Source organism: Herbaspirillum sp. 1173 (assembly GCF_031455335.1).
Taxonomy (GTDB): domain Bacteria; phylum Pseudomonadota; class Gammaproteobacteria; order Burkholderiales; family Burkholderiaceae_D; genus Herbaspirillum; species Herbaspirillum huttiense.
Window position 1 is genome coordinate 444,539 of sequence record NZ_JAVDSP010000001.1, and the last position, 12,338, is coordinate 456,876.

The 12,338-nt window shown below is 62.7% G+C and carries 12 protein-coding genes and 1 pseudogene; 7 read left to right on the plus strand and 6 right to left on the minus strand.

The window, feature by feature from the left end; genetic code table 11:
• Nucleotides 1-6 precede the first annotated feature (6 nt).
• Nucleotides 7-762 carry a YoaK family protein gene (locus J2X56_RS02055; RefSeq protein WP_034336803.1) on the minus strand — a complete coding sequence of 252 codons (756 nt, stop codon included), beginning with the start codon at nt 760-762 and terminating at the stop codon, nt 7-9.
• 288 nt (nt 763-1,050) lie between these two features.
• Here J2X56_RS02055 and J2X56_RS02060 point away from each other — a divergent pair, with 288 nt between their 5' ends.
• Nucleotides 1,051-1,311, plus strand: a complete 261-nt coding sequence (locus tag J2X56_RS02060; protein WP_134136265.1) for a hypothetical protein — start codon at nt 1,051-1,053, stop codon at nt 1,309-1,311.
• 368 nt (nt 1,312-1,679) lie between these two features.
• Here J2X56_RS02060 and J2X56_RS02065 read toward each other — a convergent pair whose 3' ends face one another.
• Nucleotides 1,680-2,210, minus strand: coding sequence for a CBS domain-containing protein (locus J2X56_RS02065; RefSeq protein WP_134136267.1), 531 nt, complete (start codon nt 2,208-2,210; stop codon nt 1,680-1,682).
• Between the two features lie 289 nt (nt 2,211-2,499).
• On the opposite strand from J2X56_RS02065, the gene J2X56_RS02070 reads away from it, so the two are divergent.
• The 3 genes from J2X56_RS02070 to J2X56_RS02080 all read left to right on the plus strand — a co-directional run bounded on the left by J2X56_RS02070 (nt 2,500) and on the right by J2X56_RS02080 (nt 3,900).
• Nucleotides 2,500-2,772, plus strand: coding sequence for a PQ-loop repeat-containing protein (locus J2X56_RS02070; RefSeq protein ID WP_034329984.1), 273 nt, complete (start codon nt 2,500-2,502; stop codon nt 2,770-2,772).
• Between the two features lie 168 nt (nt 2,773-2,940).
• Complete coding sequence (locus J2X56_RS02075; RefSeq protein WP_209569005.1) at nt 2,941-3,510, plus strand: DUF4142 domain-containing protein; 570 nt, start codon at nt 2,941-2,943, stop codon at nt 3,508-3,510.
• Nucleotides 3,511-3,651: 141 nt separating this feature from the next.
• Complete coding sequence (locus tag J2X56_RS02080) at nt 3,652-3,900, plus strand: hypothetical protein (RefSeq protein ID WP_121040142.1); 249 nt, start codon at nt 3,652-3,654, stop codon at nt 3,898-3,900.
• A gap of 385 nt (nt 3,901-4,285) precedes the next feature.
• Here the strand turns inward: J2X56_RS02080 and J2X56_RS02085 are convergent.
• From J2X56_RS02085 to J2X56_RS02100, 4 genes and pseudogenes are all read right to left on the minus strand, one after another.
• A pseudogene (locus J2X56_RS02085) lies at nt 4,286-4,834 on the minus strand (type 1 glutamine amidotransferase domain-containing protein); the annotation flags it as partial.
• Nucleotides 4,835-4,906: 72 nt separating this feature from the next.
• Nucleotides 4,907-5,125 carry a hypothetical protein gene (locus J2X56_RS02090; RefSeq protein ID WP_121040144.1) on the minus strand — a complete coding sequence of 73 codons (219 nt, stop codon included), beginning with the start codon at nt 5,123-5,125 and terminating at the stop codon, nt 4,907-4,909.
• A 147-nt stretch (nt 5,126-5,272) separates the two neighbouring features.
• Nucleotides 5,273-5,530, minus strand: a complete 258-nt coding sequence (locus J2X56_RS02095; protein ID WP_209569003.1) for a hypothetical protein — start codon at nt 5,528-5,530, stop codon at nt 5,273-5,275.
• A 3-nt stretch (nt 5,531-5,533) separates the two neighbouring features.
• Complete coding sequence (locus J2X56_RS02100; RefSeq protein ID WP_209569000.1) at nt 5,534-7,228, minus strand: thiamine pyrophosphate-binding protein; 1,695 nt, start codon at nt 7,226-7,228, stop codon at nt 5,534-5,536.
• 229 nt (nt 7,229-7,457) lie between these two features.
• Here J2X56_RS02100 and J2X56_RS02105 point away from each other — a divergent pair, with 229 nt between their 5' ends.
• The 3 genes from J2X56_RS02105 (at nt 7,458) to J2X56_RS02115 (ending at nt 12,319) form a co-directional block, all read left to right on the plus strand.
• Entirely contained in the window at nt 7,458-8,477 is a 1,020-nt protein-coding gene (locus tag J2X56_RS02105) for a Ku protein (RefSeq protein WP_310157875.1), read from the plus strand.
• Nucleotides 8,474-11,047 (plus strand): DNA ligase D, encoded by a 2,574-nt coding sequence (ligD, locus tag J2X56_RS02110; RefSeq protein WP_209568996.1) that lies wholly within the window; start codon nt 8,474-8,476, stop codon nt 11,045-11,047. The genes J2X56_RS02105 and ligD overlap by 4 nt, the downstream gene beginning before the upstream one ends.
• A 186-nt stretch (nt 11,048-11,233) precedes the next feature.
• Nucleotides 11,234-12,319: a nucleotide excision repair endonuclease gene (locus J2X56_RS02115; protein WP_310157881.1), complete on the plus strand. Its 1,086-nt coding sequence runs from the start codon at nt 11,234-11,236 to the stop codon at nt 12,317-12,319.
• Nucleotides 12,320-12,338: the final 19 nt, after the last annotated feature.

The following is a 12,338-nucleotide window of genomic DNA, read 5'->3' on the forward strand; positions in this document are numbered from 1 at the left end:
GAGGCTTCAATTGCGTGCCAGATCATCCATCATCGGCACCAGCGCCAGCAGGAACAATGCGGCTGCCAGCGGCATGGTCGCGAGGAAGCCCAGCGCCTTGAAGCCAAAAGCACCCGTCACGCCCCCCAGGAAGAACATCAGCAACAGCGAGGACAGCAGCATGAACTTGCGCCGCGCACCCGGCACGGGATCTTCCGTCACCGCCTCATGGGGCTGGCGGGGGGCCAGGGTCCAGTAGCACATCTTGCCGATCTCGATGCCGATGTCGGTGACCAGGCCCGTGACGTGGGTGGTACGGATCTCCGATCGCGAAATCTTGCTGATCATGGCATTTTGCAGACCCATCACGAAGCACAGCAAGGCCGCGGTCACCGGCACGAACAGCAGACGGTGATTTTCCAGATTGCTGCCGAGGATGCCAAAACACAGCAACAGCATGGCTTCCAGCATCAGCGGCATGGCGTATTCGCTGTGCAGGCCGCGCCGCCGCGCCCAATTGATCATCACCGCCGAACAGGCCGCTCCCAGCAGGAACGACAGCAAGGCACTGGCGCCGGCCACCAGCAGCAGGGTTTCCCCCAGCACCAGGTTGTCGGCCAGCGAGGAGACGATGCCCGACATGTGCGAGGTGTATTGGCCCACGGCCAGGAAACCGCCCGCATTGACGGCGCCGGCGATGAAGGCCAGTGAACGCCCCAGATGGCGGTTGGAGAGATCGGTGCGCGCCGGACTGGTCAGACGGCGCAGGTAATTGATGGGCATGACGGTTCCAGACAGAGAGGCAAGCACCCCAGGCGACAGCATCCCCCAGCCACCCCTGCGCAACGTCTGCCTCTCCTGTCCCCCCGGAGAGACTCATCTTCGCCGCTTCCTACGCAGAGAGCCGGTGGCTTCTTGCTGCCTTTGCCTTCAGTGTTTCTTATGCTGACAAGAATACTTCTTCCTGGCCCGGCGCGGGGAAAGAGGCTGCATTGCCTGACCTGCGTCAGTGGCGCGGGCGGCACAGGTTTCTTCCTGCCGGGTCTTTCACCTTGAACAGAGGAGCACACCATGAGCATTCCCATCGACATTCCCGGCGGTCACCATCTGGGCGAACTGAGCGGCCCCGTGGCCGATGCGCAAGGAGGAGCGCTCATGCAGCCAGGCGTGCAGCAATCCGAGGAAGGCGGCTTTCGCGGCATCGTGCTCATCGGCGCTTCCCCGCAAGCGCCGCAGGAGCCGGTCTCTACCCATGTCTGCCCGATGTTGCGCACGACCAGCGAACTGGCCTATGCCGATGCTCTGGCGTTTATCGCCGGACAGGGCAAGTGAATCATTCGACCCATGCGAACCATTCTTCAGGTGAAGAAACCAATGCGGATAAAAATGAAGATAAAAAAAAGGCCGCCTGGGGAGGCGGCCTGAGGGGGAGGGATATAAGACGCCGGGGATCGGGGGAATCGCCGGAGAATTTCTGCTTATGAAAACGACTCGTGGGGATAAACCGATGGGGGATGGACTGTATTCATGACACGACGGAGGGGGACGTTCGTATCGGAATGTGGGGTCCTCGGTTTCGAGTTCGTTGAGATACATAGTAGCGATGCAGCGCAAAAAAGAAGATCGGACAGTGTCCAATAAACGCGTAGGAAAACACCTACAGCGCGTCTCTCCAGATGCCCCGCAAAGCCGCGCCAGTACTAGTTGTGGCCGATATTGACCTCGTGCATGTCACTATTGCGCACTTCCGGCAATTCGAAGTCGCCAGAAGGCGACACTTCCTGTGCCGGACGCACCGGTGCAGCGGGCAAGGAAATCTCCGCCAGTGCGTTGCCCACGCCGCGATTCTGGGTCTTGGCGGCGACGTCGCCCAGGCTCACCATGCCGACCAGATTCTTCTGGCGGTCCATCACGGGCAGGCGGCGGATCTGGCGCTGCACCATATCGTCCAGCACATCATCTACAGGCTCATCTTCGTAGCACCACAGGACCTCGTGGCTCATTACCTCGGTCAGCGGCAGGCTCTCGGAAAGGCGATTGCGGGCCACGGCGCGCAGAACGATGTCGCGGTCGGTGACCAGGCCGACCAGATTGTGCTGGGCATCGCAGACGGGCAGGGCGCCTACGTCCAGTGACTCCATCGCCTGGGCGGCCCGGATGACGGAATCATCCGGGCTCAAGGTATGGACACCGCGTGTCATGACGTCGGCAATGGTTCGGGTAGCGTGCATGTTGACCTCCTGAGTGGATGGGAATGGCTGTAAAGGGGGATCTGAAGGGGGATCTTGACTTCCACTCCAGACTAGGGAAGTGAGGCCGATGCCGCAATGCCACATGCGCCCTTTGTCGGGTCGGCCAATTCGCGCAGGCCCGTGCGAATGCGCCGACCTGCGTTGCAGGGCTGCCGGGGAAACTTCCTACACCGCCTCGCGGCGCTGGCCGACTGTGGCCGCTGCCGGCTTGGTCCACCATCGGCACACCATTAGCTTGCCGGGCCTTCACGGGCTCATCTCGACCATCATGTCCGATCACATCACCGACCTCATCGGCTGGGGCGCGACCCTCATCCTTCTGCTCACCATCTCCTCCCAGGTCTACGAACAGTGGCGCAGCCGCTCCACCCAGGGCGTCTCGCACTGGCTCTTTGCGGGCCAACTGGCGGCTTCTACCGGCTTCGTCGCCTACAGCGTCCTGCAAGGGGACTGGGTGTTTGTAGTCTCCAATGTGTTCCTGCTCTTTACCGCATTGCTGGGGCAGGTGCTGTATCTGCGCAATCGCCGCCGTCAGCAGTGAGTCACGCATGAGTCACGCATGATCCGGGCGCCATCCCGCTCATCGATTCTTACATCGGTCATTGGCGCTGTCTGATGCAAGCCGCCGCGCTTCCTGACTACAGTGAAAACATGGCAGCCCCGAATGGGGCAGAAGCTGATCCATCATCCACACGACAAGGAGCCTTTCATGCAACGTACGCAGAATATTCAATCCCGCCCGCACACCTGCGCCAGCCGCCGCCTGATCGGGGCCGGCCTCCTGATGATCGCCGGGGCCGCCTTGTCCTTCAATGCCGCGGCCGAGTCCGTGAACAGCAAGGACAAGAGCTTCATGACCAACGCCGCCGAAGCCGGTCATGCCGAAGTCGAAGCCAGCAAGATCGCGCTCGAAAAGAGCAGCAACCAGGCCGTCAAGGATTACGCCCAGAAAATGATCGACCAGCACACCACGGTGGATGAGCAACTCAAGCAACTGGCCTCGAGCAAGGATGTCACCCTGCCGGCCGAACCGAGCATGGCCCAGCGCGCCAAGATCGCCATCCTGGAGAAGCTCAAGGGCAATACCTTCGACAAGCGCTATGCCAGCATGATTGGCGTGTCCGCCCATGAAGATGCGGTCAAGCTGTTCCAGAAGTCGTCCAAGGAAGCTCAAGATCCGGATGTGAAGACTTTTGCCGCCAAGACGCTGCCGGGCCTGCAGGAACACCTGCAGATGGGCCGTGATCTGAAGAAAACTGTGGATGCCGCCAAGAAATAATCGTCATCCCTTCAGTCGATCAGCTCTGCAAATGAAATAAACCTTCCCTTGCGGCGTTGATCGACTAAGCTGTAGTCAGCTTCACTCCCGCTCCCTGTCATGCCGTCCCCCCCTCACGCCCGTGTGCCCAGGAGACTTGCCATGAAACACTTCGCCCGCTCCGTCGAACAGCAGCAAGCCGGTCATTTCATGCCGCGTGTCACCAAGCTGGACAAGCACAAATACGTCGCCTACATCGATACCCGTATTGATGAACTCTGGCACATGGATTTGCTGGACCTCGGTGCGCAACCGGTGCGTATCTGCAAGAAACGTAAAGCGGCCGAGAAGGCTGCCTTGGCACTGCTGGCCGAAGCCATGCACAAGCATCAAGCGGAACAGAGGGGCTAGGCCGCCGATGGATGCCGGCCATTTGCCTGGCGTCCTTGGTGCTGCCAATGCCGTCCGGCGTGGTCCGGGCGGCATGCTCATTTTCAGGGCTGGCAGTTTTGGTCAATTCCTTCACGCAACAGGCGCGCGCTTCAGAGCCAACCCGTCGCCCGGCCATAAAAAATCGAGGGGCTAGCCCTCGATTTTCACTTTCCTTCATATCAGCCTGAAACCGTGCTTAACCATCGCTTTGCGCCGATTCGCCATGGGCGACCGCAAAGGCTTCGCTTTCATGGTTGGGCGGTGCGGCCGGGGCACTGCCTTTCTCCGACAATTGCGGTTTGGAGGAGCCGCCGGCAGAGATGGAGCCATCGCCTGCAGCGTCGGCGGGTTGCTGGCGCTGTTCACGGCGCTGCTGCTCATCCAGCAGTTTCATGAATTCATTGTTGAAGGCCGGGATATCGGCGGGTTTGCGCGAGGACACGAAGTTTTCGTCCCGCACCACTTCCTGGTCGACCCACTGGCCACCCGCATTCTTGAAGTCGTCCTGCAGGCTGGGCCAGCTGGTGACGGTGCGCCCCTTGGCGATGCCCGCCGAGATCAGCAGCCAGCCGCCATGGCAGATGGAGGCGATGGGCTTTTCCGCATCATTGGCGGCGCGCACGAAATTGCGGGCTTCGGGCAGCAGGCGCATGGCGTCGCCATTGACCACGCCACCCGGCAGCAGCACGGCCGAATAATCAGCCGGATTGGCGCTATCCAGGCTGCCATCGACACTGACCACTTCGCCCTTGTCCACGTGCTTGAAGCCCTGCACGCTGTCGCTCTTGTCGGAGAGGATGTGGACCGTCGCGCCGGCGGCTTCCAGCGCCTTTTTCGGTTCCAGCAGTTCGGCCTGCTCGAAGCCATCGGTCACCAGCACGGCGACCTTCAATTGGTTGTAGCGATTGCTCATCATGGTTCTCCCTTCATCAAATAAAAAAGCGGCCGGCATGCACCGGCCGCCCAGGAATCGGGCGCAACTGGATCAGTTGGCCTTGGGGGTGTTTTCCTTGACCCGGTGGCTGTTCTGGTGGTCGTCCTTGGCCTTGTCCATCTCGGGCGCCTTTTCGATGCGCGTGATGTTGGAGGTGGACACCGGATCGCTGCCGGGGAAGCTCATCTCATTGGCCTCATCCAGCGTTACTTCGGACGGCGTGTCGTACTGGTTGGGACGATGGTCCTTGCCGGTTTTGCTTTCGCTCATGCTGTTCTCCTTCTGGTCTGATGGAATGGGCTGGCAAGCGGTGCAGCCTGTGAGATGAAGCTTACTGCGCCTGCCGCTGCCCCCCTATAAGCGGGAGGCGCAACCGCACGTAAGAATGCGCGAGGAAGATTTCTCCCCGCGCAGATTTCACGGCCAGGGTGCTGGCGTCACGTCTTCGAACTGCGTTTGCTGCGCGCCGCTGGCGGGAATGCCGTCGGGTTTGCGGCCCGGGTGCAGCATGGTGCCGGTGAGCAGATCCAGTTCACGTTCGGCCGCAATGAACGCGCTGTCGTCCAGCGGCTGTTCCGCCACGGGCCAGTGCTCGATGGCCCAGCGCTTGTATTGCTCGAAACGCAGGCGCAGCTGCCTGGCGTACTCTTCTCGTTGCTGTTCGATGGCATCCATGGTTCATCCTCCTTGCATGGCAATCAGGCTTTCCTTGACCTTGGCCAGGCCGAATTTCCAGATCTGCTCCATCTTGATGTGCGGCATGACGGGCAGCTCCGACGGATCGATGAAAACATCCAGCACCGCCGGGCCAGGCGCGGCCAGCAGCTGCTGCAGGCTCTCCTGCAACTCTTCCGGGGCGCGCGCAGTGAAACCTTGGCCGCCACAGGCACGGGCGAAGGCGGCGAAGTCGGCATTGGGGAATTCCGAGCCCTCGAAGGCAGGCATGCCGGCTTCTTCCATCTCCAGATGCACCAGGCCCCATTCACGGTTGTTGAAGACGATCACCTTGACCGGCAGCTTGTGTTCCACGCTGGTCATGAACTCGCCCAGCAGCATGGTGAAGCCGCCGTCACCCACGCCCACGATCACCTGGCGTTCGCGGTCCAGTGCCTGGATGCCATTGGCCTGGCCAAGCGAAGTGCCGACCGCGGCATTGTTGAACGAGGCCAGCAGGCGCTGCTGGCCGCGCTGGCGGATCCAGTTGCCGCACCACAGCGTGACCACGCCGGTATCGATCACGAAGCGCGCATCATCGTCGGCCAGGTCGCTCAGGGCCCGGGCCACGCTTTGCGGTTTGATCTTCTTGTGATGGCGCTTGATCTCGGCGGCGCTGTCCAGCTTGCTGTTCCAGCGTTCACGATCGGCATTGGCTTTCTGCAGGAAACTGCCATCGGTCTTGCCGTCGACCTTTTCCAGCAAGGCTTGCACGGCCGGTCCGACCGAGCCGGTAATGCCCAGCGTGACCGGGGCGCGGCGGCCGAGCACGAAACCGCGTTCGTCAATCTGGATGATCTTGGCTTTGGTCGGCAGGAATTCCGAATACGGATAATCCGAGCCCAGCATCAGCATCACCTCTGCACCATGCAGGGCATCAGTGCCAGGCGCGCCACCAATGAGGCCGACTCCGCCGATCCAGTGCGGATGGTCGTAAGCCACCAGATCCTTGCCTCGGAAGGTATGCATGACCGGAGCCTGCAGCTTGCTGGCCAGGGCCAGCACCTGGTCGATGGAACCGCGGCAGCCATTGCCGGCGAAGATGGCCACCGAGCCGGCGGCATTGATCAGTTCAGCCGCAGCGGCAATCTCGGCGGCCGGCGGGGCCAGTTCACTGCGTTCACGCAGCGTATGAATGCTGGGGACGGTGCCGCTGACCTTGGCGCCGATGATGTCTGCAGGAATGTTCAGGTGCGCTACGCCGCGCTGTGCATAGGCCTGGGCGATGGCCTGGTGGAACACGGCGGGGGCCTGTTCCGGGCTGGTGACGACCTGGCTGTAGGCAGCCACATCGCGGAACAGCATGTCGGGTGAATTTTCCTGCAAATAGTCGGTGCCGCGCTTGGCCGCGGGCACACCGCCTGAAATGGCCAGCACCGGCGCGTGGTCCTTGCGGGCTTCGTAGAGCCCGGCCACCAGGTGGTTGGCACCGGGGCCGGTGGTGCCGCAGCACACGGCCAGGCGGCCGGTCAGTTTGGCCTGGCCGGCGGCGGCCAGGGCGGCGCCTTCTTCGTGGCGTACACCGATCCATTCGATGCGCTTGTCACGGCGGATGGCGTCGGTCAGCGGGTTCAAGGCATCACCGACGACGCCAAAGATCTGGCGCACGCCGATCTCGTAGAGCGTGTCGATGAGAATGTCTGCAACGGTAGCGGGCATGGCGGCTCCTGGGAGGGGGAGGGAATCGCTCAAGAGTAAGTCCGGCAGTGCCGGGCCTGTATCGGCATGTGCGGTAAATCCATGTAGGAGAAGACCGGGCGGGAGGCCGCAAGGCGCGCCATGGCGGGCGGGAGCGGCACATTCCTACGCGGGCTTCATCGGCAGTCCGACTGCGCGGCGGACGGGGCGATTTGATAATCGGCGCATCAGCGAACTTGCGGAGGAAGCGATGCGACGCGCACTGTGGAAGGGAGCCATCAGCTTCGGGCTGATCAATATCCCGGTCGAACTCTATACCGCCGAAAAACACGATGAGCTGGATTTCACCCTGCTCGACAAGCGCGACCTGTCTCCGGTGGGCTACAAGCGCTACAACAAGAAATCCGGGCGCGAAGTCCCCTGGGAAAACATCATCAAGGGCTACCAGTACGAGGAGGGCAAGTTCGTCCTCATGTCCGATGAAGATTTGCGCCAGGCCAATGTGGAGGCGACCCAGAGCATCGACATCCAGAGCTTCGTGGAGCGTGAGCAAGTCCCCATCCTCTACTATGAGCAGCCGTATTTCCTGGCCCCGGCCAAGGGCGGCGACAAGGCCTACGCCTTGCTGCGCGAAACCCTGCTGGCCAGCGACAAGATGGCCATTGCCCAGATTGTCATCCGTACCCGGCAGCATCTGGCCGCCCTGATTCCCCAAGGCGACATGCTGCAACTGATCACCTTGCGCTATCCCAGCGAATTGCGGGCACCGGATGACTTGCCGGTGCCGTCACGCAAATCGAAGAAATCCGCCGTGTCCAAGCAGGAAGTCGAGATGGCGCGGGCGCTGGTGGATCACATGTCTTCCGATTGGGAGCCCGGCCAGTTCCACGATACCTATCGTGATGACGTGCTGGCGCTCATCAAGAAGAAGATCAAGAGCCGCCAGACGCATGCGGTGGCCGAACCCGATGAGGCCGCTGCGCCAGCCACGTCGGGCGCGAAGGTGGTGGACCTGATGGCCTTGCTCAAGAGCAGTCTGGAGGGACGAGGCAAATCCAAGCCAGCCCCGAAAGACAAGGCAGACGAGAGCACTGCCAAGGTCCACAAGATGGCCGACCGCAAGCCTGCTGCCAAACGCCGCAGCTCGGCCAAGAGCGAGTCCCGAACGGCGGCCCGCAGCAAGGCATCGCCCCGTAGCAAGGCCGCCGCCAGCAAGAGTACGGCGCGCAGCATGCCTGCGCGCGCCAACGCCAGGAGGGCGCAGGCATGAGCCGGTCTTCTTCCGCACTGGATCGTTACCATGCCAAGCGTGATTTCAGCGTCACGCCCGAGCCGTCCGGCCACGCTCAGGCTGCCCGGCGGCAGGGCAAGCAGGCCTCACCGGAGGGCTTGCAGTTCTTCATCCAGCGCCATCATGCACGTCGGCTGCATTACGACTTCCGGCTCGAGCTCGATGGCGTACTCAAGAGCTGGGCCGTTCCCAAAGGGCCGAGCCTGGACCCGCATGACAAGCGGCTCGCCGTGAGGGTCGAAGACCATCCTTTTGATTACGGCACGTTTGAAGGCGATATCCCGGCCCACCAGTACGGTGCCGGCCACGTGGTGCTGTGGGATCGCGGCCAATGGCAACCGCATGGCGATCCGCAGGCCGGGCTCAGGAAAGGCCATCTCAGCTTCCTGCTCACGGGTGAGAAACTGCAGGGCCGCTGGGCTCTGGTGCGCATGGGCAAGCCTGCCGAGGACGGCAAGGAGAATTGGCTGCTCATCAAGGAAGAAGATGACGCCGCCCGCACCGGCGCAGCCGCCGCCATCACCGACCTGCGCCCGGAAAGCGTGAAGGACCAGGGGGATACGCCCCCTGCTGGCAAGGCCATCGCGCCTTCGCCCGCGCAATCCACCAGCGACATGTCCGAACGCATGGAAGCGCAGTTGGCCACGCTCGCCGACAGCGCACCCCAGGGCGAGGAATGGCTTTCCGAACTGAAGTTCGACGGTTATCGCGGCCTGTGCCGCATCGAGAACGGCCGGGCTGCCATCCATACCCGGGAAGGACTGGACTGGAGCCATCGCTGGCCCATCCTGGTGGAGGCGCTGGCCAAGCTGCCGGTGGATCAGGCCTGGATCGACGGCGAGGTGGTGGCACTGGATGCCGACGGCCGTGTCAGTTTCGAGGCCCTGCAAAATCTGGTGCGCGGCGACCGCCAGCAGGCCAACGGCATCCGCCTGGCCCTGTACGCCTTCGACCTGCTGTACCTGAATGGCCATGACGTGCGCGAACTCCCGCTGCACCAGCGCAAGGAGCTGTTGCGCGAGGTGATTCCGGGTGGCGATGAACAGGGCTTGCTGCTCTACAGCGAGCATATCGCTGGCCACGCAGATGAAGTATTTCGCCACGCGTGCCAGCACGGGATGGAAGGTATCGTGGTCAAGCGGGCCGATGCGCCCTATAGCGGGCGGCGCGACCGCAACTGGATCAAGGTCAAGTGCGAACATCGGCAGGAGTTCGTCATCGCGGGTTATACGGAGCCGGCCGGACAGCGCAGCGGCTTCGGGGCCATCCTGGTGGGTGTGCATGACGAACAAGGGCAACTGCAATATGCCGGCCGCGTGGGCACGGGCTTCGACGAACGCTTGCTGGGCAGCATGCTCAAGCAGTTCCACCAGCGCGAACAGGACCAGCCTGCCTTCGTCAATCCGCCGACCGGGCAGCAGCGGCGTGGCGTGCACTGGCTGAAGCCGGAACTGGTGGCAGAGGTGAAATTCGCCCAGTGGACCAAGTCCGGCATCCTGCGTCACGGCAGCTTCGTAGCGCTGCGCGAGGACAAGGCACCGGAGGAGATCGTCAGGGAAACGCCGGGAAGCGCCTCTGATGAGGTCCATCCCGAAAACGCGGAAGCGAAGCCGAAAGCACCCGTCCGCCGCAGCGCCCAGGACCTGTCCAGGCCCGTGATGGTGGAGGGCGTCAAACTGACGCATCCCGGCAAGATCCTGTTCCCCGATACCGGCCTGACCAAGCTGGAACTGGCGCGCTACTACCAGAGCGTTGCGCCCTGGATCCTGCCCGAACTCAAGCAGCGCCCGCTATCCCTGGTGCGCTGCCCGGATGGCCATGCCGGGAAGTGCTTCTTCCAGAAACACACTGGCCAGGGCATGCCGGACGCCATCGAGACCATAGAAGTGCCGGAAGGCGAAGGTACGGCCCGCTACATGATGGTCAACGACGTCGCCGGACTGGTCGCCACCGTCCAGATGGGCGTCCTGGAGCTGCACGCCTGGGGGGCCACCGGGCGGGCGCTGGACAAGCCGGACCGGGTGGTGTTCGACCTCGATCCGGCACCTGATGTGCCCTGGGCCACGGTGGTGGAGGGTGCGCAACTGGTACGGGGGCTGCTGGAGGAGCTTGGCCTGAGCTGTTTTTTGAAGACTTCCGGCGGCAAGGGCCTGCATGTCATGGTGCCAATTCGTCCGGAACACGACTGGGACGTCATCAAGGACTGGGCACACCGCCTGGCGGCGCATCTGGCGCGCCTGCTGCCGGATCGTTTCATTGCCCGCATGAGCAAGGCCGCCCGCACCGGCAAGATCTTCATTGACTACCTGCGCAATGCGCCCGGTGCCACTACGGTTGTGGCGTATTCGGTGCGCGCCCGCGACGGCGCGCCGGTGTCGGTGCCGATCACCTGGGAAGAGCTGGAGCAGGGCGTGCAGGCCGACCATTTTCGGGTCTCCACCATGCAGAAAAGGCTGGAAAGCCTGTCCCACAGCGACCCTTGGGCCGATTTCAACAAGCCTCCGCAGCGCCTGACGCGCGCCATGCTGAATGCCTTCGATCCGGCCTGAGCCGACCGGCAAGCTCAACAAGGAGGTGATGTCCTACACGCGGTTCATCTTCCTGCCGACTGTGGATGACAAGGGCAAACTTCATAATCCACTTTAACTTGATGGACGCGGCTAGCCGGTCCGTTTGCAACCTGACAGAGCACGCCCCGCCGTGACATGAACAACAAGAAGGATTTGGCCAGCGCCATGAATACCATCAGCCACCGCACTTCGCTGACCCAGCTGTTTACCCGCCCCTTGCAAGCCGTGATGCCGGCCCTGATGCCGCAGGCTCCCGCCGCGCTGCACGTTGCCCAGCCGCGCAAGTTGCCGGCGGCACTGGTGGACCGCCTGCTGGAACAGGAAGGACAGCGCGGCCTGCGCCACGCGGGCTTGCCCCGCGCCACCTTCAATGCACCGCAGCCGGCGGCCCATCGCGCTGCCACGTTCAGCTATCCGCTGCATATCGACCGCGCCAGCATTGAAGCCTTGCCCGCAGCCTGCGGCGTCTACATTTTGCGTGGTGTGAACGATCAGGCTTTGTACGTGGGCCGCAGCGTGAACCTGCGCAGCCGCGTGCTGGCCCATTTGCACAATCATGAAGAACAATTCCTGATCGGCCAGACCCGCCGCATCGAATGTCGTTGCACCGCCGGTGAGCTGGGCGCTGCCCTGCTGGAAAGCAGCCTGCTGCGCGATCTGCGTCCGTCGCACAACAAGAAGCAGCGCACCAAGCGTGGACTGTTCACCTTGCGCCTGAACGCTGCCGGCCAGCCGCAGGTGGCCCAGGTCGAGGAACGTGAATTCAGCCGTGCCGAGAATCTGTTTGGCATCTATACCAGCGAGCGTGCTGCACAGGAAGCGCTGCAAAAGATGGTCGAGCGCCATGGCCTGTGCTCCATTGCCACCGGTCTGGAGCAGGCCGATGGTGTCGGCATGGCCTGCTTCGGCCGCCAGATCCGCCGCTGCCGCGGTGCCTGCACCGGTGAAGAAACGCATGAACAGCATCAGCAGCGCCTGATGCAGGCGCTGGAAGACCTGCGCATCCTGCCTTGGCCTTATGCTGGCCCGATGGCCCTGGTAGAGCAGGGTGATGGCTGGCAGCAGGTGCATGTCATCGATCATTGGCGTTATCTGGGCTCGCTGGACCGGGACAACCGCCAACTGGCCAGCCGTCCGGCCGCCAGTCTCAAGGGTTTTGACCTGGACAGCTACAAACTGATGATCCAGCCGTATCTGCTGGGTCAGTTGGAATTGCGTCCACTGCCCGGGCTGCCGCTGGCGCAGGGCTGAATTCGCATTGACTTGGGCC

Coding starts and splice junctions, on each gene's coding strand:
- J2X56_RS02070 (WP_034329984.1), top strand. CDS start 2,500: ATGTCCGATCACATCACCGACCTCATCGGCTGGGGCGCGACCCTCATC.
- J2X56_RS02095 (WP_209569003.1), bottom strand. CDS start 5,530: ATGGATGCCATCGAACAGCAACGAGAAGAGTACGCCAGGCAGCTGCGC.
- J2X56_RS02080 (WP_121040142.1), top strand. CDS start 3,652: ATGAAACACTTCGCCCGCTCCGTCGAACAGCAGCAAGCCGGTCATTTC.
- J2X56_RS02065 (WP_134136267.1), bottom strand. CDS start 2,210: ATGCACGCTACCCGAACCATTGCCGACGTCATGACACGCGGTGTCCAT.
- ligD (WP_209568996.1), top strand. CDS start 8,474: ATGAGCCGGTCTTCTTCCGCACTGGATCGTTACCATGCCAAGCGTGAT.
- J2X56_RS02055 (WP_034336803.1), bottom strand. CDS start 762: ATGCCCATCAATTACCTGCGCCGTCTGACCAGTCCGGCGCGCACCGAT.
- J2X56_RS02105 (WP_310157875.1), top strand. CDS start 7,458: ATGCGACGCGCACTGTGGAAGGGAGCCATCAGCTTCGGGCTGATCAAT.
- J2X56_RS02060 (WP_134136265.1), top strand. CDS start 1,051: ATGAGCATTCCCATCGACATTCCCGGCGGTCACCATCTGGGCGAACTG.
- J2X56_RS02090 (WP_121040144.1), bottom strand. CDS start 5,125: ATGAGCGAAAGCAAAACCGGCAAGGACCATCGTCCCAACCAGTACGAC.
- J2X56_RS02100 (WP_209569000.1), bottom strand. CDS start 7,228: ATGCCCGCTACCGTTGCAGACATTCTCATCGACACGCTCTACGAGATC.
- J2X56_RS02115 (WP_310157881.1), top strand. CDS start 11,234: ATGAATACCATCAGCCACCGCACTTCGCTGACCCAGCTGTTTACCCGC.
- J2X56_RS02075 (WP_209569005.1), top strand. CDS start 2,941: ATGCAACGTACGCAGAATATTCAATCCCGCCCGCACACCTGCGCCAGC.